The 20787-nt window shown below is 73.9% G+C and carries 18 protein-coding genes; 12 read left to right on the forward strand and 6 right to left on the reverse strand.

Annotated features, from left to right (window positions below):
• Positions 1-138: 138 nt before the first annotated feature.
• Positions 139-597, forward strand: coding sequence for a hypothetical protein (locus tag ACI795_RS17230; RefSeq protein WP_457076790.1), 459 nt, complete (start codon positions 139-141; stop codon positions 595-597).
• Positions 598-638: 41 nt separating this feature from the next.
• Positions 639-2102, forward strand: a complete 1464-nt coding sequence (gene miaB, locus ACI795_RS17235; RefSeq protein WP_457076791.1) for a tRNA (N6-isopentenyl adenosine(37)-C2)-methylthiotransferase MiaB — start codon at positions 639-641, stop codon at positions 2100-2102.
• 96 nt (positions 2103-2198) lie between these two features.
• Here the strand turns inward: miaB and ACI795_RS17240 are convergent, their stop codons facing one another.
• From ACI795_RS17240 to ACI795_RS17250, 3 genes are all read right to left on the reverse strand, one after another.
• Positions 2199-3341 (reverse strand): glutathione-independent formaldehyde dehydrogenase, encoded by a 1143-nt coding sequence (locus ACI795_RS17240; protein ID WP_457076792.1) that lies wholly within the window; start codon positions 3339-3341, stop codon positions 2199-2201.
• A gap of 31 nt (positions 3342-3372) precedes the next feature.
• Positions 3373-4926, reverse strand: coding sequence for an alpha/beta hydrolase fold domain-containing protein (locus ACI795_RS17245; protein ID WP_457076793.1), 1554 nt, complete (start codon positions 4924-4926; stop codon positions 3373-3375).
• Between the two features lie 222 nt (positions 4927-5148).
• Entirely contained in the window at positions 5149-6843 is a 1695-nt protein-coding gene (locus tag ACI795_RS17250) for a DUF349 domain-containing protein (protein ID WP_457076794.1), read from the reverse strand.
• Positions 6844-6883: 40 nt separating this feature from the next.
• Here ACI795_RS17250 and ACI795_RS17255 point away from each other — a divergent pair, with 40 nt between their 5' ends.
• Genes ACI795_RS17255 through dapF form a run of 3 tightly spaced genes read left to right on the forward strand, consistent with a single transcriptional unit; the run spans position 6884 to position 9404 of the window.
• On the forward strand, positions 6884-7576 hold the full coding sequence (locus ACI795_RS17255) for a hypothetical protein (protein ID WP_457076795.1): 693 nt from the start codon (positions 6884-6886) through the stop codon (positions 7574-7576).
• Positions 7573-8508, forward strand: a complete 936-nt coding sequence (miaA, locus tag ACI795_RS17260; RefSeq protein WP_457076796.1) for a tRNA (adenosine(37)-N6)-dimethylallyltransferase MiaA — start codon at positions 7573-7575, stop codon at positions 8506-8508. The genes ACI795_RS17255 and miaA overlap by 4 nt, the downstream gene beginning before the upstream one ends.
• A complete protein-coding gene (dapF, locus tag ACI795_RS17265; protein WP_457076797.1) occupies positions 8505-9404 on the forward strand; it encodes a diaminopimelate epimerase in 900 nt (299 codons plus the stop codon). The genes miaA and dapF overlap by 4 nt, the downstream gene beginning before the upstream one ends.
• A 3-nt stretch (positions 9405-9407) precedes the next feature.
• On the opposite strand, the gene ACI795_RS17270 is transcribed toward dapF, so the two are convergent.
• A complete protein-coding gene (locus ACI795_RS17270) occupies positions 9408-9608 on the reverse strand; it encodes a hypothetical protein (RefSeq protein ID WP_457076798.1) in 201 nt (66 codons plus the stop codon).
• A gap of 81 nt (positions 9609-9689) precedes the next feature.
• Complete coding sequence (locus ACI795_RS17275; protein ID WP_457076799.1) at positions 9690-11021, reverse strand: MFS transporter; 1332 nt, start codon at positions 11019-11021, stop codon at positions 9690-9692.
• 69 nt (positions 11022-11090) lie between these two features.
• Here ACI795_RS17275 and ACI795_RS17280 point away from each other — a divergent pair, with 69 nt between their 5' ends.
• The 4 genes from ACI795_RS17280 (at position 11091) to ACI795_RS17295 (ending at position 15084) form a co-directional block, all read left to right on the forward strand.
• Positions 11091-11627 carry an ArsR/SmtB family transcription factor gene (locus ACI795_RS17280; RefSeq protein WP_457076800.1) on the forward strand — a complete coding sequence of 179 codons (537 nt, stop codon included), beginning with the start codon at positions 11091-11093 and terminating at the stop codon, positions 11625-11627.
• An 82-nt stretch (positions 11628-11709) separates the two neighbouring features.
• A complete protein-coding gene (gene hflX, locus ACI795_RS17285) occupies positions 11710-13200 on the forward strand; it encodes a GTPase HflX (RefSeq protein WP_457076801.1) in 1491 nt (496 codons plus the stop codon).
• Positions 13201-13307: 107 nt separating this feature from the next.
• Entirely contained in the window at positions 13308-14045 is a 738-nt protein-coding gene (locus ACI795_RS17290) for a phosphatase PAP2 family protein (RefSeq protein ID WP_457076802.1), read from the forward strand.
• Complete coding sequence (locus ACI795_RS17295; protein WP_457076803.1) at positions 14017-15084, forward strand: hypothetical protein; 1068 nt, start codon at positions 14017-14019, stop codon at positions 15082-15084. Before ACI795_RS17290 ends, ACI795_RS17295 begins: the two co-directional genes overlap by 29 nt.
• 21 nt (positions 15085-15105) lie before the next feature.
• Here the strand turns inward: ACI795_RS17295 and lexA are convergent, their stop codons facing one another.
• The gene (gene lexA / locus ACI795_RS17300; protein WP_457076804.1) at positions 15106-15921 is read right to left on the reverse strand and encodes a transcriptional repressor LexA; all 816 of its coding nucleotides are present in this window, start codon (positions 15919-15921) and stop codon (positions 15106-15108) included.
• A gap of 525 nt (positions 15922-16446) precedes the next feature.
• On the opposite strand from lexA, the gene ACI795_RS17305 reads away from it, so the two are divergent.
• The 3 genes from ACI795_RS17305 (at position 16447) to ACI795_RS17315 (ending at position 20624) form a co-directional block, all read left to right on the forward strand.
• On the forward strand, positions 16447-16728 hold the full coding sequence (locus ACI795_RS17305) for a LysM peptidoglycan-binding domain-containing protein (RefSeq protein ID WP_457076805.1): 282 nt from the start codon (positions 16447-16449) through the stop codon (positions 16726-16728).
• A gap of 311 nt (positions 16729-17039) precedes the next feature.
• Complete coding sequence (gene nrdR, locus ACI795_RS17310) at positions 17040-17549, forward strand: transcriptional regulator NrdR (protein WP_457076806.1); 510 nt, start codon at positions 17040-17042, stop codon at positions 17547-17549.
• 177 nt (positions 17550-17726) lie between these two features.
• Positions 17727-20624, forward strand: a complete 2898-nt coding sequence (locus ACI795_RS17315; RefSeq protein WP_457076807.1) for a vitamin B12-dependent ribonucleotide reductase — start codon at positions 17727-17729, stop codon at positions 20622-20624.
• The last annotated feature ends 163 nt before the right edge of the window (positions 20625-20787 follow it).

Raw genomic sequence — 20787 nt, forward strand, 5'->3', positions numbered from 1 at the left:
TGCCGCCCCGACGCCGGGAGGTCGCCGGGGCATCACGATGCCGTAACGAAGCCGTCCGCCGAGCCCGGGTTCCCGGGTCCGGTCTCGCTCCGGTCACGATCCGCGCGTCGTCGGGGCCGGTCCGGGTACCGGCGGGGCATGGCGACCTCTGGACTGCTCAGCTCCCTCGCTCGCGGCGCGACCGCCGGACTGGCCGGCACGGCGGTGATGACCGCCTTCCAGCGGTTCGTCGAGCAGCCGCTCACCGGCCGCCCGGACAGCTACGCGCCGGCGGCGATCGCGGAGGCAGTGCTGCGGGTGCGGCCCAGGACCCCGGCGGGCCGGACCCGGCTGAACTGGGCGGCGCACTTCGGGTTCGGCACCGTCTGGGGCGGCGGCCACGCGCTCGCCATCCGGGGCGGGCTCCGGGGGCAGCGGGCCGTGCACGTCGTGTTCGCCCTCGGCTACCCCGCCGACGTGCTGGCCGGGAAGCTGCTGGGCGTGTACTCGCCGAGCCGGTGGACCCGGCAGGACTGGGTGGTCGACGTCCTCGACAAGTACGTGGCGTTGCAGGCCACCGCGTTCGTCTCCGAGCGGTTCCTGGCCGCCCGCCGCTGAGCGGACACCGGCCCGCGCCGGCGGGTCCGTACGATGCGGTGGTGAACGGCAAGACCTACCTCGTCCGCACGTACGGCTGCCAGATGAACGTGCACGACTCCGAGCGCCTCTCCGGGCTGCTGGAGTCGGCCGGCTACACCGCCGCCGCCGAGGGCACTGACGCCGACGTCGTCGTGCTCAACACCTGCGCGGTGCGGGAGAACGCGGACAACCGGCTCTACGGCAACCTCGGTCACCTGCGCCCGGTGAAGGACGCCCGCCCCGGGATGCAGATCGCGGTCGGCGGCTGCCTGGCGCAGAAGGACCGCGGCGAGATCGTCCGGCGCGCCCCCTGGGTCGACGTCGTCTTCGGCACGCACAACGTCGGCTCTCTGCCGGCCCTGCTGGAGCGGGCCCGGCACAACGACGAGGCCCAGGTCGAGATCGCCGAGGCGCTGGAGGTGTTCCCCTCGACGCTCCCCGCCAAGCGGGATTCCGCCCACTCCGGGTGGGTGTCGATCAGCGTCGGGTGCAACAACACCTGCACGTTCTGCATCGTCCCGGCGCTGCGTGGCAAGGAGAAGGACCGCCGTCCCGGCGAGATCCTGGCCGAGGTGCAGGCGCTGGTCGACCAGGGCGTGCTCGAGGTGACCCTGCTCGGCCAGAACGTGAACGCCTACGGCGTCGAGTTCCGCGACCGCGGGGCCTTCGCCGACCTGCTGCGGGCGACGGGTGCGATCGAGGGACTGGAGCGGGTCCGCTTCACCAGCCCGCACCCGCGCGAGTTCACCGACGACGTCATCGCCGCGATGGCCGAGACGCCGGCGGTCTGCCACCAGCTGCACATGCCGCTGCAGTCGGGCTCCGACGAGGTGCTGCGCCGGATGCGCCGCGGCTACCGCCAGGACCGCTACCTGGGGATCATCGACCGGGTTCGGGCGGCGATGCCGGACGCCGCGATCACCACCGACATCATCGTCGGCTTCCCCGGTGAGACCGAGGCGGACTTCGAGCAGACCCTGCACGTCGTCCGGGAGGCGCGGTTCGCCAGCGCCTTCACCTTCCAGTACTCCAAGCGCCCGGGCACCCCGGCCGCGGAGATGGCCGACCAGCTGCCCAAGGAGGTCGTCCAGGAGCGCTACCTGCGGCTCACCGCGCTGCAGGACGAGATCAGCTGGGCGGAGAACCGCGCCCTGGTCGGCCGCCGGGTCGAGCTGCTCGTCGCGGCGGGGGAGGGCAGCAAGGACGCCGACCGCGGTCGGCTGTCCGGGCGGGCCCGGGACGGCCGGCTGGTGCACTTCACCGCCGCCGACGGCGTCCGCCCGGGCGACGTCGTCGAGACGGTGGTCACGGAGGGCAAGCCGCACTTCCTGGTCGCCGACGGGGAGCTGCTGTCCCACCGCCGGACCCGGGCCGGTGACGCCGCGGAGGCCGGCACCCGGCCCACCACGCCCGGCGTCCAGCTCGGCATGCCGGGGATCGGTGTCCCGGCACCGCTGCCGGCCGCCGTCCCCGCCTGCGGCTGACGCCGCCGCCCACCGCCTGGTCGCGCGGTTGTGCACTGATCGTCGGATTCAGCATCCGGGACCGACGATCAGCGCACAACGGCGGTGCAGTGCCTCTTACTGGCCGGGCTTGAGCAGCACCTTGGTCCAGCCCTTGTCCCGGTCGTCGAAGTGCTGGTAACCCTCGACGGCCTGGTCCAGGCCGAGCTCGTGGCTGGTGATCAGCCCAGGGTTCGCCTTGCCGTCGATGATCAGGTCACGCAGTTGCCGGTTGTACCGCTTGACCGGCGCCTGCCCGGTGCCCATCGACTGGCCCTTGGTGAAGAAGGTGCCGAACTGCCAGGGGATGCGCCCCTCCTTGGCCAGGTCGCTGGTGGCACCCGGGTCCTGCGGCATGTAGACGCCGACGACGCCGAGGCCGCCGGTCGAGCGGACCATCTGGACCAGGTTGTCCAGCACCAGCTCCGGGTGCTCCTCGCCGCCGGAGTCGTGCGCCTGGTAGCCGACGGCGTCGACGCCGCGGTCCACGCCGCGTCCACCGGTGCGCTCCATGACCTGCTCGACCGGGTCGCCGGCGCTGAAGTCGATCGGGGTGGCGCCGTACTTCTCCGCCAGCGCCAGCCGGTCGGGCTCCTTCTCCACGACGAAGACCTCCGACGCGCCGCGGATCATCGCGCTGTGCGCGGCCATCAGCCCGACCGGGCCACCGCCCAGCACGGCCACCCGGTCGCCGACCTGGAAGCCGGACAGCTCCACGCCGTGCCAGCCGGTCGGGAAGATGTCCGAGAGCATCGTGAAGTCGTTCTCGTGCTCGGTGCCCTCGGGCAGGTGCAGCAGGTTGAAGTCCGCCCACGGCACCCGCAGGTACTCGGCCTGGCCACCGTCGTAGGGCCCCATGTTGGCGTAGCCGTAGGCCGCCCCGTCCATCCCCTCGGTGGGGTTGGCGCGCAGGCAGAACGACGTCCAGCCCTCGGTGCAGTTGCGGCAGGTGCCGCAGGCGATGTTGAACGGGACCGACACCCGGTCCCCGACCTTGATCCGGTCGACGCCGTCGCCGACGGCCTCGACGACGCCCATGTTCTCGTGACCGAGGACCTTGCCCTCCTCCACGGAGGTGCGGCCCTCGTACATGTGCAGGTCCGACCCGCAGATGTTGGTGGTGGTGATCCGGATGACCGCGTCGGTCGGCGCCTGGATCGTGGCGTCCGGCACCTCCTCGACGGTGACGTTCTTGGGGCCTCGGTAGATGACGGCCTTCATGTGCGCGTGCTCCTTCCGGTGGGGGAGACGCTCAGCGGCTGCTGAACGCGCGGGTGAGATGCGCGGCGGCGTCCTGCTGGGCCTGCTCGGCCTCGTCCAGGACGGCGGCGGCGCCGAAGAACTCGTGCATGACGCCGGCGAAGTAGCGGTGGGTGGTGGGCACCCCGGCGGCCTCGAGGTCGCGGGCGAACTGCTGGCCCTGGCTGCGCAGCACGTCGCGCTCGTCGGTGATGACCAGCGTGGGCGGCATGCTCGCCCGCTGCTCGGGCGTCCAGTCCAGCAGCGCGACCCGCGGGTCGGTGGCCGCCTCCGGCTTGCCCTGGAAGGCGTGCATCGCCATCCAGGACAGCAGCGCCCGGTTCAGCGGGCGGCCGTCGGCGGCGTCCTCCATCGACTCGCCGAACTGCTCGCCGGTGGTCAGCGGGTAGACGCAGACCTGCGCCACCGGCGTCGGCTGGCCGTTGGCGGCGAGCTGCAGCGAGGTGGCCGCGGCCATCGTCGCGCCCACGGACTCCCCGCCGATGGCCATCCGGTTGGGGTCCCCGCCCAGCTGCCGGGCGTTCTCCCGCACCCAGGTCCAGGCGGTCAGGACGTCGTCGTGCGAGGCGGGGAAGACCGCCTCGGGCGCCCGCCGGTAGTCCGGGGAGACGACGATCGCGTTGGTCTTGTTGCACAACCCGCGGCAGGACGCGTCGTAGGTGTCGATGTCGAACAGCACCCAGCCGCCGCCGTGCACCCACATGATGATCGGCACCGGGCCGACCCCGGGGTTGCTCGGGGTGTAGACGCGCAGCTTCTGCTCGCCACCGGCGCCGTCGGGGATCGTCAGGTCCTGCACGGAGCCGACCGGCTCGGGGCCGGAGATGCCGCGGTCGGCCAGGACCTTCTTCACCGCGTCGTCCGGGCCGGGCTGCTTGCGGGCCTCGGCGGGGGTGAGGATCTCGAACGGCAGCGGGCCGAGCGAGGAGTGGGCGTCGACGATCGCCTGGGCCTGCGGGTTGAGCAGGCCGCTGGCGTCGGTGGCCAGCTCCTTCTGCCGCCCGGAGAGCATGTCGCGGACGTGGTCCAGCGGCTTGGCCAGCATCCCGGCGATCTTCTCCGCGATGCCCTCGTCGGGGGCGTGCGGGTGCGGCCGGGTGGGGGCCATCCGCTTGTTGGTCAGGAACTCCTCGCCCAGCTCGGCCATCCGCTGCGCACCGGCCTTGGCCCGGAACTCGGGCAGCTCCTCGTTCTCCTCGTCGTCGACGTGGTGCCGGACGACGGAGATGAGCTGACCCACGGCCTCCTCGAACTCCGGCTGACCGGGCTCCGTGCGACCGAGGACGACGAGCAGCTCCTTGATCTGCTGGTGCTCGTGCTCGGCGTCGTCGTGCTCGTCGGTCATCCCGATCTCCGGCCAGATCGGGTAGAGCACGACCTCCTCGGCGAAGGCGTGCGCGGCCAGCTCGAAGGAGATCTGGTCGACCAGCACCCGCCGGTTGCCGCGGCCGGCCTCGAGGTGCTGGAACTGCCGGTCGACGATCGCGTGGTCGTCGGCGATCAGGTGGTCGATGTCGCCGGGCTGGGTGGGGTAGGACAGGGCCACGACGGGCTCCTTCCGGATCGGTGTCTGCTCCGCACGCATGCGGCGCGGCGCATTCCGTTGTCCACGGCCTACCCGTCGTCCCAGGAGCTACACGACCGTGCCGGAGAACACCGAGGGCCCGTCCGGCAAACGGACGGGCCCTCGGTGACGTGCTGGAGCGGTCAGGCCCCGTCCCGAGGCTCACCCCGAGCTTGCGAGGGGTGAGGAGGACGGGGTCCTCCTTCAGCGGCGGGAGGCCTTCTCGGCCTCGGCCAGCCACTCGCGGCGGGTGGCCAGGTTGGCCTCCGCCTCGCTGATCCGCTTGGCATTGCCGGCGGCCTGCGCCTTGGCCAGCTGGTCCTCGGCCTTGGTGACCGCGGCCCGCATGGAGGTCAGCAGCGGGTTCTCCGGCTGCACCCGCGGCCGCGAGGAGTCGGCGACGCCGCGGAACTTCTCCTCGACGGCGCGCATCCGGTCCTCGAGCTGGCGCATCACACCGCGGGGCACGTGGCCGATCGCGTCGTAGCGCTCCTGGAGCTTGCGGAGCTGGTTCTGCGCGGCCCGGTTGGCCGGGTCCAGCTGCTCGACCTCGGCCAGGATCTCCTCCTTGGCCTTCTGGTTGGCCAGCTCGTCGGAGCTGCGGGCCTGGTCGTTGGCGGTGCGGGCGGCGAAGAAGACGTCCTGGGCGGCCCGGAACCTCTTCCACAGGTCGTCATCGGTGTCGCGGCCGACCCGCGGCACCGCCTTCCAGCGGTCCATCAGCGTGCGCATCGCGGCGCTGGTCGGGCCCCACTCGGTGGAGGTGGACAGCCGCTCGGCCTCGGCGATGAGCTCCTGCTTGGCCGCCCGCGACTCGCCCCGCTGCTTGTCCAGCTCGGCGAAGTGGGCGCCCCGGCGACGGCCGAAGGCATCCCGCGCCGCCGCGAAGCGCTGCCACAGCGCCTCGTCGGTCTTGCGGTCGATGCCCTTGATCGTCTTCCACTCCTCGACGATCGCCTTGAGCCGGTCCCCGGCGGCCTTCCACTGCGTGGACTCCGCGCCGATCTGCTCGGCCTCGGCGACGAGGGCCTCCTTGCGCTCCACCTGGGCGGCCCGCTGCGCGGCCCGCTCGCGGCGGTTGGCGGCGACGGCGGTCTCGGCCATGCTGCTGATGGCCCGCGCCCGCAGGGCCAGGTGGTCCAGGTCGCCGACGGCGGCCGAGGTGAGGATCTGCTCCGCCAGCTCCTCGGCCTTGGTCTTGATCTCGTTGGGGTTGCCGGTGTGCGCGGCCAGCCGCGCCTCCAGCAGGGCCACCTCGGTGGCCAGGTCGTCGTAGCGGCGGCCGAAGTGTGCCAGTCCCTCGTCGGGGGCCCCGGCCTGCCAGGAGCCGACGGCGCGCTCACCGGTCGCGGTGCGCACGTAGACGGTGCCCTCGTCGTCGACCCGGCCCCACTCGGTGGGGTCGGAGGGGGTGACGGCCGGGACCACCAGCGGTTCGGGGGAGGGGGTGGCGCCACCGCGGCCACGGCCGCGGCCGCGGTTGCGGCCCGGCTTGGGCGCCGGGGCGGAGCCGGACTCGGCAGCAGGGGACTCGGTGGGGGCGTCGCCGGCCGGGGTGCCGGCGGCGTCGGTCACGGCCTGGGCGGGGGCGTCGGTGCCGGTGGGGACGGCGGCGTCGGGGGTCGCCGCGAGCGGCCCCTCGTCCACCGGGGCGACCTCGACCGACGGCTCAGCCGGGGCGGCTGCGGCGCCGTCCGCTGGTGCCGGGGCCTCGGGGGCGGCGCTGTCCTGCTGGGGTGCGGCCTCCTCGGCGGCGCCGGTGGGGACGGCGGCGTCCGGCGTCGCGGCCAGGGGCCCCTCGTCGACCGGCGCGACCGCGGTCGCCGCCGTCTCGGGGCGCTCCTCGGCGCCGGGGGTGGCCTGCTGCGTCCGGTCTCCGGTGTTCTCCGTGCTCGACACGCCAGCAGTCTCCCACGATGCATCCGCGACACTGCCTGGCGTGAGTCCTCCCTCTCCGGTGGCGGTGGCGTTCTGCCCGCAGGCGCCGGTGCTGCTGCCCGTCGTCGCCGGTGCGCCCAGCTACGTCCTGTCCGTGCTGCGGGCCGCGGTGTCGTCCGCCGTGCAGACCGTGCTGGACACCGAACCCGAGGTCGTGGTCGTCGTCGGCGACGGCGCCGGCGGGGTCCGGTTCGGCCCCGGGGACGGCGGTGACCTGCGCGGATACGGCGTCGACCGGGACGTCCCCTTCGCCGGGCGGGTGCGGCCGGGGGGCCGGCGGCTGCCGTTGCCGCACCTGGTCGGGGCCCACCTGCTCGACCACGCCGGCCACACCGGTGCCCGCCTGGGGGTGGGCCCCGACGACCTGGCGTGCGCGCTGGCCGACCTGCCCGGCCCGGTCGGCGTGCTGGCCATGGGCGACGGGTCGGCGCGGCGCACCGAGAAGGCGCCCGGCGCCCTCGACCCGGCGGCCGCGCCGTTCGACGCCGCCGTCGCGGCGGCGCTGGCCGCCGGTGACACCGCCGCCCTGGCCGGCCTGGACGCCGGTGAGGGTGCCCGGCTGCTCGCCGCCGGGGTGCCGGTCTGGCGGGCCGTGGGCGCCGCCCTCCGGGGCAGGCCGGTCGCCGCGGAGCTCCGCCACGACGCCGCGCCCTTCGGGGTGGGCTACCTCGTCGCCTCCTGGACCGCGCGGTGACCGGGCCGACCCCGGCCGGGCCGTCGGTGGTGGCCGTCGTCGGCCCGACGGCGACGGGCAAGACGGCGCTGGCCGTCGCCCTGGCCCAGCGGCTGGGCGGCGAGGTGGTCAACGCCGACTCCATGCAGCTCTACCGCGGCATGGACATCGGTACGGCCAAGCCCACCGCCGCCGAGCGCGACGGCGTGCCGCACCACCTGATGGACCTGTGGCACGTGCGGGAACCGGCGTCGGTGGCCGAGTACCGGCAGCGGGCGCGCGTCGAGATCGACCGGCTGCGCGCCGCCGGCGTCGTCCCGCTGCTGGTGGGCGGGTCGGGGCTGTACGTGCGCGCCGTCCTGGACGAGCTGGACTTCCCGGGCACCGACGCCGCCCTGCGGGCACGGCTGGACGGCGAGCTGGCTGTCGAGGGGGCGCAGGCGCTGCACGACCGGCTGGCGGCACTGGACCCCGCCGCCGCGGCGGCGATCCTGCCGAGCAACACCCGCCGGGTGGTCCGCGCGCTGGAGGTCATCGAGCTCACCGGGCAGCCGTTCACCGCCCGGCTGCCCGAGCCGCGCCCGCACTACCCGTCGGTGACCGTCGGCCTGGACCGCGCACCCGAGGACCTCGACGACCGGGTCGCCCGCCGGGTCGACGCGATGTGGGCTGCCGGCTTCGTCGCCGAGGTCGAGGCGCTGGCCGAAGACGGGCTGCGCCAGGGGCCCACCGCCTCCCGGGCGCTGGGCTACGCCCAGGTGCTGCAGCAGCTCGACGGCGCGCTCACCGCCGACGAGGCGCGGGAGCGCACGGTCACCGCCACCCGGCGGTTCGTCCGCCGCCAGCGCTCCTGGTTCCGCCGCGACCAGGCCACGGCCTGGTTCGACGCCGCCCGGCCGGACCTGGCCGACGCGGTGGCCACGGCGATCACCGACCGTACGATCGGGCGGTGATCGACAGCGCTGGTCCCCGGGTCCTCCTCGGCCACGGCACGGAGAACGACTTCGTCGTCCTGCCCGATCCCGACGGCTCGGTGTGGCCGGCGGACCGGCTGGACGCCGAGCTGGTCCGCCGGCTCTGCGACCGGCGGGCGGGGCTGGGCGGGGACGGCGTGCTGCGGGTGGTGCCCAGCCGGCACGTGCCCGACGCGGCCGGCGTGCTGGGCGAGGCGCTGGGGCAGTGCGAGTGGTTCATGGACCACCGCAACGCCGACGGGTCGTACGCCGAGATGTGCGGCAACGGCATCCGGCTCTTCCTGCACGTGCTGCTGACCGAGGGGCTGCTGGACCGGGCGGTCGCCGAGGCCGGCGTGCTGGTCGGCACCCGCGGCGGCCCGCGCCGGGTGGGCGCCCGGCCCGACGGCGGTTACTGGGTCGACATGGGGCCGGCCCGGGTCCTCGGCCGCAGCGCCGCCCGCATCGGTGGCGCCGACTTCCCCGGCCTGGGCGTCTCCATGGGCAACCCGCACCTGGTCGCGCTGACCGACGTCCCGGTCGACACCCTCGACCTGACGGTCCTGCCGGGCGTGGACGCCGACTTCTTCCCCGACGGGGTGAACGTCGAGGTGGTCAACGTGCTGGCCGCCGAGGACGCCCCCGGCGGGGCGTGTGCGCACATCCGGCTGCGGGTGCACGAGCGCGGGGTGGGGGAGACGCGCTCCTGCGGCACCGGGGCCTGCGCCGCGGCCTACGCCGCGCTGGAGGCCGGTGGCCGGACCGCCGGGACGGTCACGGTGGACGTCCCGGGCGGCCGGCTCTCGGTGGAGTTCGACGGGACGACGACGGTGCTCGCCGGCCCCGCCGTCGTCGTCGCCACCGGCGTGCTCACCCCGGAGTGGCTGGCCGGCTGACGCTCAGGGCCGGTCGGGCTCGTCGGCCCGGGTCTCCGGGTCGTCGGTCGGCGCCTCGGGCTTGTCGCCCGGACCGACGTTGCCGACACCGCGCGGTTCGCCGCGGCCGGTGTCCTGGTCCGCGCCGCCGAGCGGGTTGCGCGGCGGGGTGAGCCCCACGGGGTCGCGGCCGGGGTCGTCGAGCTCCTCGTTCGGGCTGGTCATCGTCGTCCTCCCTGGTGCGGATGTGGTCCCCGGCGGGCTACCCGGCGCCTGCCCGCCCAATCCGCCCGGGCGGCCGTCTGCTCAGCCGGCCCGTTCGGGATCGGCCCCTGCGGTGGGGGTGCGGGCCTCGGGCAGCGACGTGGCGTCGACCGACCCGGGCGCCGGCTCGGCCGCGGCGTCGAGCCCGCCGGGGAGCTCCCGCAGGTGCAGCAGCGGGCTGGCCACCACCCAGCCGGCGGCGAGCACCTGCCCGGCGGCGGCGATCCACAGCGTCGGCAGCACCCCCAGCCAGGTGCCGAGCACGCCACCGAGCAGGCCGCCCAGCGGCATGGTGCCGAAGACGATGAACCGCACCGAGGCGTTCATCCGGCCGAGCAGCGCCGGTGGGCAGAGCCGCTGGCGGAAGCTCACCTGGGTCACGTTGTAGACGACGACCGACCAGCTGAAGCCCAGCTGGCCCAGCGCGAGGAGCACCAGCGGGGCGCCGACGGCGGCGAGCGGGGTGAGCGCGGTGAACGGCAGGGCCACCAGGAGCGCCAGCGGGATCGCCCGGCCCTCGCCCACCCGCCTCGCGAACCGGGCCGCGGTCGCCGCGCCGACCAGGCCGCCCACCGCGCCGGCGGAGAACACCAGGCCCAGCGTGCTCTCGGACAGCTCGAGCTCGCGCAGTGCGAAGAGCACCAGCAGCGTCGTGGTGATCGAGGAGAACAGGTTCGACGTCCCGGTGCACGCCACGATCCGGCGCAGCAGCGGCTGCCGGACCACGAAGGACAGCCCCTCGCCGATCTCGGCGCGCAGCGACCGGCGGCCGGCCCGGTCGGGCACCACGTCGGGCCGGCGGATGCGACCGAGGAGGAGCGCCGACAGCAGGAAGGACGCCGCGTCCAAGGCCACGAGGAACGGCGCGCTCATCACCCGCAGCAGCACGCCGGTCACGCCGGGGCCGGCCACCTGGGCCACCGCGCGGCTGGCCTCCAGCTTGCCGTTGCCGTCGACGAGCTGGTCGCGGTCGACCAGTGCGGGCAGGTAGCTCTGGTAGGCGACGTCGAAGAAGACCGTGGCCGTCCCGGTCAGGGCGGCGACGACGAACAGCTGGCCCAGGGTGAGGACGTCGAACAGGTACGCCAGCGGCAGCGTGCCGAGCACTCCCGCCCGCACCAGGTCGGCGGCCACCAGCACCCGCTTGCGGCGCCACCGGTCCACCCAGGCACCGGCCGGGAGGCCGATGAGGAGGAAGGCGGCGGTCTCCAGCGCGGTGAGCACGCCCATCTGCAGCGGCGTCGCGTCGAGCAGCGAGACCGCCATCACCGGCAGGGCGAGGAGGGTGACCTGGGTGCCGACCTGGCTCACGGTCTCCGCCGCCCACAGCCGGCGGAAGTCGGAGTGCCGCAGCAGGCTCCGGTCGCTGGTCACCCGGCGAGCCTGGGCGAGTGATCGGGAAGTGTCAATCACTGGGCGGCGCGTCGCCCTAGGCTGACCGGGATGAGCGAGCAGGAGGCGGATCGGGCTGCGCGGTTCGCCGGCCCGCGCCGGCCGGCCACCGATGCCGAGGCGCGGGCGCTGGCCTCCGCCGTCCGGCTGCGGATCCTGCGGCTGTGCCTGCATGAGGCGCTGACCAACAAGGAGATCGCCGCTCGCCTGGACCGCAACCCGGCCACCGTGCTGCACCACGTCCGCACCCTGGTCGACACCGGCTTCCTGGCCGCCGAGCCGGTGCGGCGCGGGAACCGCGGCGCCCGGGAGGTGCCCTACCGCGCCACCGGGAAGAGCTGGCTGATGGACGGCGCCGGCGCGGCGGGATCCGGGGCGGACGTCTCGCTCGCCGCCTTCCTCCAGGAGGTCGCCGCCGTGGGCGAGGAGCACCTGGAGAGCACCCGGCTGGGTCTGCAGCTGGGCCCCGAGGCGCTGGCGGAGTTCCGCGGCCGGCTCCACGGCCTGCTGGACGAGTTCGCCCGCCGGCCGGTGGACCCGGCGGGGGAGCGGTGGTCGCTCTACCTCGGGATGCATCCGGACCCCTGAGGCGTTGTACCGGGCGATGACGACACAGTCGATGACGACAACTCACTCGCCCCGCACCGAGGGCCGTGCCACGCTGGACCCGATGACCACCGCTGCTGACCGCGACGCCCTCGCCGCCGAGGACCGCGCCCCGGCCTCTCCCGACCCCGCCCGCACCCGCCCGGCGTCGTCCGGTTCCTGGGACGAGCCGGACGACACCACCGGCTCCTACGCGCTCGAGGAGCGCGGCGCCCTGCGGCGCGTGGCCGGGCTCTCCACCGAGCTCACCGACGTCACCGAGGTCGAGTACCGCCAGCTGCGCCTCGAGCGCGTCGTGCTGGTCGGGGTCTGGACCGAGGGGACGGCGGTCGACGCCCAGCGCTCGCTGGCCGAGCTCGCCGCCCTGGCCGAGACGGCCGGCTCCGAGGTCCTGGAAGCCCTGGTCCAGCGCCGCGACAAGCCCGACCCGGCCACCTACGTCGGCTCGGGCAAGGCCACCGAGATCCGCGACATCGTCGCCGCCACCGGTGCCGACACCGTGGTCTTCGACGGTGAGCTCACCCCCGGCCAGCTCAACCAGCTGGAGAAGGTGCTCAAGGTCAAGGTGGTCGACCGGACCGCGCTGATCCTGGACATCTTCGCCCAGCACGCCACCAGCCGGGAGGGCAAGGCGCAGGTCGAGCTCGCCCAGATGCAGTACATGATCCCGCGGCTGCGCGGCTGGGGTGAGTCGATGAGCCGGCAGGCCGGTGGCCGTGTCGCCGGCGGTGGCGGCATCGGCACCCGCGGCCCCGGTGAGACGAAGATCGAGACCGACCGCCGCCGGATCCGCGCGCGGGTGAGCAAGCTGCGCAAGGAGATCGCCGGCATGGCGACGGCCCGGGCCACCCAGCGCTCGAGCCGGTCCCGCAACGCCGTGCCGAGCGTGGCGATCGCCGGGTACACCAACGCCGGCAAGTCCAGCCTGCTCAACCGGCTCACCGACGCCGGGGTGCTGGTGCAGGACGCGTTGTTCGCGACCCTGGACCCGACGGTCCGCCGGGCGCAGACCCCGGAGGGGCGCGAGTACACCCTCACCGACACCGTCGGGTTCGTCCGGCACCTGCCGCACCAGCTGGTCGACGCGTTCCGGTCGACGTTGGAGGAGGTGGCCGGCGCCGACCTGCTGCTGCACGTCGTCGACGGCTCCGACCCCGACCCGATCGGCCAGATCAACGCGGTGCACACCGTGCTCGGGGAGATCGACGCCGCCGCCGTGCCCGAGCTCATCGTCGTCAACAAGGTCGACGCGATGAGTGAGGAGGACGTGCTGATGCTGCGCCAGGCGCTGCCCGGTGCGGCCTGGGTCTCCGCCCGCACCGGTGAGGGGATCGACGCGCTGCGCGACGTCGTCGCCGCCCGGCTGCCGCACCCGCACGTCGACGTCGACGTCCTGGTGCCCTACGACCGGGGTGACCTGGTCGCCCGGGTGCACCGGGACGGCGAGGTGCTCGAGGAGCGGCACGAGGCCGACGGCACCCGGCTCACCGCGCGGGTCGACGACGGCCTGGCGGCCGCGCTCGACGGGTTCGCCACCCCCGTCGCCGGCGGCTGACCACCGGCCGGGGCCGGGCGCGGCGTACGGGGCGCCGGCGTCGGGCTCGACCACCGCGCCGTCCCGGGAGGGTCACGGTCAGGTCACGGTGCCGGTACCGTGACGCCGTGGCGAGCGGAGCGGTGCGCGTGAGGTCCAGCGCCGCCGATCGTCGCGGGCCTCGAGCGCAGCCGGTGGTCGGTGTCGGCCGGCCGCGGTGGTGGCTGGTGCTCGTCGCCGCGCTGGTCGCCGTGGGCGTCACCGTCGACCTCCTCGCCGGCGGGCTCCTGGAACGACTGGACCTGGCGGTCTCCGACCGGATCGGGTCCTGGGGCCTGCGCGACTCCGCCGCCTACTGGCCGGTGTGGGTGTTCACCCAGGCCGGTGGGCGGGTCACCATCCTGGTGGTGCTCGCCGGCCTGGTGGGCTGGCTGTTCTGGCGCCACCGGACGGCGGCCCCGCTGCTCCGCGTGCTGCTGGCGCTGGCCCTGCTCACCGCGGCGGTCTACGCCCTGAAGTGGGGTACCGGGCGTACCGCGCCGGCCTATCCCGGCTCCTACTTCCATCGCGGTGGGGAGAGCTTCCCGTCCGGGCACGTGGCCAACGCCGTGCTCATGTGGGGCGTGGCTCGCTGGCAGGTCGTCCAGTACGGCCTGCACGCCCGGCTGCAGCGCGCCGCCGGGGTGCTCAGCGTGCTGGGGCCGCTGGCCACGGGAGTGGCCATGGTGGCGCTGAACTTCCACTGGGTCACGGATGCAGTCGTGGGAGCTGCTCTCGGCATCGTCCTCTTGGGCGTGGTTCACGCACTGGACGCAGTCGTGGTGTCACGCTGGGTCCGTGCCAGAGCGGGCCGCCCGGCCGCGTAGCCGCGCCGTCCGCCACCGTCTGGCGGACCCGGCGCTGCTCGCCGTGCCCGCTGCGGTCGTGCTCGCGCTCCTGCCGGCCTCGGCAGCGCTGGCCGAGGAGACCGCGCCGAGCACCCGCTGCACCATCACCGACCCGCGGCTGCCCGAGATCTCCGGGCTGGCCAGCGCCGGGGAGACGCTGCTGGCGATGAACGACGGCGGTGACCGGGCCGAGGTGTACGTCCTCGACGCGTCCTGCGCTGTCGCCGAGCTGCGTGCGGGGGACGTCGACCCCTACGACCCCGAGGACCTCGCCCTGGCCGCGGACGGCACGCTGTGGCTGGCCGACACTGGGGACAACAACGCCGTCCGGGAGACCGTGGCGCTGATCGGGCTGCGGCCCGACGGCAGCACCACGCTGACCCGGCTGACCTATCCGGACGGGGCGCACGACGCGGAGGCGCTGCTGCTCGCCCCGGATGGCACGCCCTACCTGGTCACCAAGGAGGTGCTCGGCTCCTCGGGGGTGTACCGGCCCGATGCGCCCCTGGCCGACGGGGCCACGATTCCGATGACCCGGGTGGTGGGGCTCGGCCTCTCCCTGACCGGCACCCCCGGCGGACCGGTGGGCCGGGCGGGTCAGCTGCTGGTGACCGGGGGAGCGGTGTCGGCCGACGGGCAGCGGATCGCCCTGCGGACCTACACCGACGCCTACGTCTGGCCGCTGACCGGTTCGGACGTGGCCGGGGCACTGTCCGGCTCGCCGATCAGGATCGCGCTCCCGGAGTCGCCGCAGGGCGAGGCGATCACCTTCGCGGCGAACAACCGCGACCTGCTCGTCACCAGCGAGGGGCTGCCCGCTCCGGTGACCCTGGTCCCCCTGCCCGGTGATCCGGCCGCCGACGCCACGCCGACCGACGCCGCGCCCAGTGCCGAGCCGACGGGGGAGCTGGTGACCGCGGCCCGCGGGGTGCCGCCGGTGACGGCCGGCGTCATCGCGGCCGGCGTCGCGACGGTCGTGGTCTGGATCGCCGGGAAGCTGCGCCGCCGGCGGGAGTGACCCCGCCGGCGGCGGCCGGGGTCAGACCCGGCGCAGCACCGTCACGACCCGGCCGAGGACGGTCGCGTCGTCGCCGGGGATCGGCGCGTAGGCCGGGTTGTGCGGCATCAGCCACACGTGGCCGTCGCGTCGCTTGTAGGTCTTGACGGTCGCCTCGCCGTCGATCATCGCGGCGACGATCTCGCCGTTCTCGGCGTTGGGCTGCTGGCGGACCACGACCCAGTCGCCGTCGCAGATGGCGGCCTCGACCATCGAGTCACCGGTGACCTTGAGCATGAACAGCGTGCCCTCGCCGACCAGCTCGCGGGGCAGCGGGAAGACCTCCTCGACCGCCTGCTCAGCCAGCACCGGGCCACCCGCGGCGATGCGGCCGACCAGCGGCACGTAGGTGGGGGCCGGCGCCCCTGCCTCGTCGACGCCGGTGGCGGCGCCGGCGGCCGCGAGCGCCTCCACGGATGCGTCGGGTCCGGTCGCCGCGCCGTTCTCGCCGGGCAGCCGCACGTCCAGCGCACGCGGGCGGTTCGGGTCGCGGCGCAGCCAGCCCTTGCGCTGCAGCACCGACAGCTGGTGGGCCACGGAGGAGGCGGAGGAGAGGCCGACCGCCTCGCCGATCTCGCGGACCGAGGGTGGGTAGCCGCGGCGCTCGATGGAGTCGCGGATGACCTCCAGGACCCGGCGCTGGCGCTGCGTCAGTCCGTCACCGGCCTCGCCCCGGTCGGGGAACTCGCGGATCGCGGCACCGCCGGTGCCCGCGGTCGGCTCCGCTGCCTGCCCAGCCGTGCGCTTGCGTCGGCTGGACCCCTTGCGCTCGTCCGCCGTCCGGCCGTCGACCGCCATGTGTCCTCCTCGTCCGGCTGCGCGCGCAGCTGCCCGGTGGCGCCCCGCTCGGAGAGGTGGGGTGGGACGCCGTCGTGGTCTCACTGCGCACGGTAGCGGCTCGACCGCTGCTGTTCAAACAGGTGTTCGAACACGCGCCGTGTCGGAGCACTCCTGTCGGCGGGGTGCGGTAGACATCGCACAGACGTTCGAATCGAACAGACGTTCGAGAAGGTGCCCGAGCGGGCGCCCGATGTGAGGAGTGCACCGATGGTCCACGCCCAGTCCACCGCCACCACCACCGGCACCGTGCCGCCCACCTCGCCTCGCCCGTCGCTGCGCTTGGTGTCGGCGGGACCCGGGGTCGGCCGTGCCTCCGCCGCGGTGGCCGGGGCTCGCGTCGGGCGGCGCCCGGCGGTGCGGCCGAGCGGGCGGCCGGCGGCACGCTCCGGGGCTGCGGGTGCACGGCCGGTCCGGGGTGGGGGCTGGTATCCGGCCGGCCCCGTCGTGGCGCCCTCGTCGGGCGGGTGGCATGCGGAGCCGCCGTTGCGGCTCACCCGGTGGGGTCGGCGGGTGGTGGCGGCGGTGTCGGTGGCGATCGGCCTGGGGGTGGCCGCGGGCGCGGTCGCGGTCGTCGCTGCCGAGGAGCCCGCGCTGCAGCTCGCCGGCGCCGTCACCGTGGTCGTCCAGCCCGGCGACACGCTGTGGTCGATCGCCGGCGACGTGGCGCCGGACGAGGATCGGCGGGCGGTGGTCGACGCGATCCGCGACCGCAACGACCTCGACGACGTCGTCCTCCACCCGGGCCAGGTGATCGAGCTGCCCTGAACGGGCTGGCGGGTCAGGCGGGTGGCCGGTGCTGTGACTGGTGAGGGTGGGAGCGGCGGGCGGGGCGGCTGCGGAACACGACACGCGCAGCAGGGCTTGCACACCTGTAGGGGTGGCCGTACGGTTCCACCACAACATCTAGTGCTTACACGGATGTAAGTCGTCCACAGCCGTTCCACACGTTCTCCCCGGCCCATCCACCGGATGTCCCCGGAGCAGTCCACAGGAACGGTCCACGGGCCGGGTGGTCCACGGTGTCACAGCACCGCAGGGAACCCGGCCGCGACACCTCGGGAGGAGGTGGACCCGCAGTGCGCTGCCCCTTCTGCCACAACCCCGACAGCCGCGTCATCGACTCGCGCGAGACCGACGAGGGTGCGACCACCCGTCGGCGCCGTTCGTGCCCCGGTTGCGGACGGCGGTTCACCACCGTCGAGGAGGCCGTGCTCGCCGTGGTGAAGCGCAGCGGCGTGAGCGAGCCGTTCACCCGGGCCAAGGTGGTGGCCGGTGTGCGCCGCGCCTGCCAGGGGCGTCCGGTCGACGAGCACCAGCTGGCGCTGCTGGCGCAGCAGGTCGAGGACGCCGTCCGGGCGACCGGGTGCGCCGAGATCCCCAGCCACGAGGTGGGCCTGGCGATCCTGGGCCCGCTGCGCGACCTGGACGAGGTCGCCTACCTCCGGTTCGCCAGCGTCTACCGCAGCTTCAGCTCCGCCGCGGACTTCGAGAAGGAGATCGCCGAGCTGCGCGCCGCGGTGAACGCCCGCGCCGGCGGGGCGGCCACCGCGGGCGGCGGACCGCCGGGTGCGCCCGCCGGGTCCTGAGGACCGGGTCCCGCCGCCGGCCCACCGAAACCGTCACACCCCCCGACTACACAGGTCTCGACGAGGAGACCGCACCGCACCACCCGGCTCCGGCACCCGCCGGCTTCCCCAGCCGCTCCGCCAGCACCGCCGCTCAGCTCGACGCCAGAGCATGTACACCCAGGGAGCCCTCGCACGATGACCGAGACAGCCGACCGCCTCGCCACCACCCGGAACCGCCGCAGCCCGAAGGCGCCCACCCGGGGGAAGGGCCTGAAGGTCAAGCGCGTCTTCACCACCGCCGGTGTGCACCCCTACGACGAGGTCGTCTGGGAGCGCCGCGACGTCGTCATGACCAACTGGCGCGACGGCTCGATCAACTTCGAGCAGCGGGGCGTCGAGTTCCCGGCCGAGTGGAGCATCAACGCCACCAACATCGTCACCACGAAGTACTTCCGTGGTGCGGTCGGCAGCCCGCAGCGCGAGACCAGCCTCCGCCAGCTGATCGACCGGGTCGTGCTCACCTACGGTGCGGCCGGTCGCGAGCACGACTACTTCGCCTCCGAGGGCGACGCCGAGATCTTCGAGCACGAGCTCACCTGGATGCTGCTGCACCAGGTGTTCAGCTTCAACTCGCCCGTGTGGTTCAACGTCGGCACCGCCTCGCCGCAGCAGGTCAGCGCCTGCTTCATCCTCGCGGTCGACGACACGATGGACTCGATCCTGAACTGGTACCGGGAAGAGGGCCTGATCTTCAAGGGCGGCTCCGGCGCCGGCCTGAACCTCTCCCGCATCCGCTCGTCCAAGGAGCTGCTCTCCTCCGGTGGCACCGCCTCCGGCCCGGTCTCGTTCATGCGTGGTGCCGACGCCTCCGCGGGCACCATCAAGTCCGGTGGCGCCACCCGCCGCGCGGCGAAGATGGTCGTCCTCGACATCGACCACCCCGACATCGAGGAGTTCATCGAGACGAAGGCGCGCGAGGAGGACAAGATCCGCGCGCTGCGTGACGCCGGGTACGACATGGACCTGGGCGGCAAGGACATCACCAGCGTCCAGTACCAGAACGCCAACAACTCGGTCCGGGTCAACGACGAGTTCATGCGGGCGGTCGAGGAGGGCACCGAGTTCGGTCTGCGCGCCCGCTCCGACGGCTCGGTCATCGAGACCGTCGACGCCCGTGAGCTGTTCGGCAAGGTCACCAAGGCGGCCTGGGAGTGTGCCGACCCGGGCATCCAGTACGACGACACGATCAACGACTGGCACACCAACCCCGAGACCGGGCGGATCAACGCGTCCAACCCCTGCTCGGAGTACATGAGCCTGGACAACAGCTCGTGCAACCTGGCGTCGCTGAACCTCATGAAGTTCCTCAAGGACGACGGCACGTTCGACTCGAAGAACTTCGTCAAGGCCGTCGAGCTGATCATCACCGCGATGGACATCTCGATCTGCTTCGCCGACTTCCCGACCGACCCGATCGGTGAGACCACCCGGGCCTACCGGCAGCTGGGCATCGGCTACGCCAACCTCGGCGCGATGCTGATGGCCACCGGCCACGCCTACGACTCCCGTGGCGGGCAGACCCTGGCCGCGGCGATCACCTCGCTGATGACCGGCACCGCCTACCGGCGCTCGGCCGAGCTGGCCGGAGTCGTCGGTGCCTACGACGGCTACGCCCGCAACGCCGACGCCCACGCCCGGGTCATGCGCAAGCACGCCGCGGCGAACGACGCCATCCGTCCGGTCGGCGCCGACGACGCCGACGTGCTGAAGGTCGCCACCCAGCAGTGGCAGGAGTGCCTGGCCATCGGCACCGAGAACGGCTGGCGCAACGCGCAGGCCTCGGTGCTGGCCCCCACCGGCACCATCGGCTTCATGATGGACTGCGACACGACCGGCATCGAGCCGGACTTCTCGCTGGTCAAGTTCAAGAAGCTGGTCGGCGGCGGCTCCATGCAGATCGTCAACCAGACGGTGCCGCGGGCGCTGAAGAGCCTGGGCTACCAGGAGGAGCAGGTCGAGGCGATCGTCGAGTACATCGCCGAGCACGGCCACGTCGTCGACGCGCCGAGCCTGCGCCCGGAGCACTACGAGGTCTTCGACTGCGCGATGGGCGAGCGCTCCATCTCCCCGATGGGCCACGTCCGGATGATGGCCGCGGTGCAGCCGTTCATCTCGGGCGCGATCAGCAAGACCGTGAACATGCCCGAGTCGGCGACCGTCGAGGACGTCGCGGACATCTACTTCCAGGGCTGGAAGATGGGCATCAAGGCGCTGGCCATCTACCGCGACAACTGCAAGGTCGGCCAGCCGCTGTCCGGTGGCAAGGGCAAGAACGACGGCGCCAAGGCCGAGGTCGCCGTCGAGGAGACGGCGCCCGCCGCCACCGCGCTGTCGCACCCGGTGCGCAAGCGGCTGCCGAAGAAGCGGACCAGCATGACGACGTCCTTCAGCGTCGCCGGCGCCGAGGGCTACATGACCGCCGGGATGTACGAGGACGGCAGCCTCGGTGAGGTCTTCCTGAAGCTCGGCAAGCAGGGCTCGACCCTGGCCGGGGTGATGGACGCCTTCTCGATCGGCATCTCGATCGCGCTGCAGCACGGTGTGCCGCTGGAGACCTACATCCAGAAGTTCACCAACATGCGCTTCGAGCCGGCCGGCATGACCGACGACCCGGACATCCGCATCGCCCAGTCGGTGATGGACTACATCTTCCGTCGCCTGGCGCTGGACCACCTGCCGGTGGACAAGCGGGCGAACCTCGGCATCTTCAGCGCCGAGGAGCGGGCCGCCCAGGTCGCCGGCTACGACACCTCCGCCGCCACCCCGCAGGTGACCGAGGAGGACGAGGTCGACGTCGAGGCGATGCGCGGCTCCGTGCCCACCGAGGCGCCGGCCGAGGCCTCGGCCAAGGCGAAGGAGCAGGAGTCGCCGAAGGAGGCCATCAAGGAGGCCCACTCCTCGGCCGAGCTCCTGGAGCTGGTCACCGGCACCGCGACCGACGCGCCGCTGTGCATGACCTGCGGCACCAAGATGCGCCCGGCCGGCAGCTGCTACGTCTGCGAGGGCTGCGGCTCCACCAGCGGCTGCAGCTGACGCGGCCGGTCACGGAGCGCCCCAGCCGGGGCGCTCCGTGACCACAGCGCCACCGTCCACTGGCCCGGTCCCCGTCGGGGACCGAGCCAGTGGCGTCCAGGGCACGGACGCCGGAGCGTTGGCGGCTGCCTCGAAGGCAGCTGGGAGCGGATCCGCGCCCGGC

The organism is Modestobacter sp. SYSU DS0290, assembly GCF_054050955.1.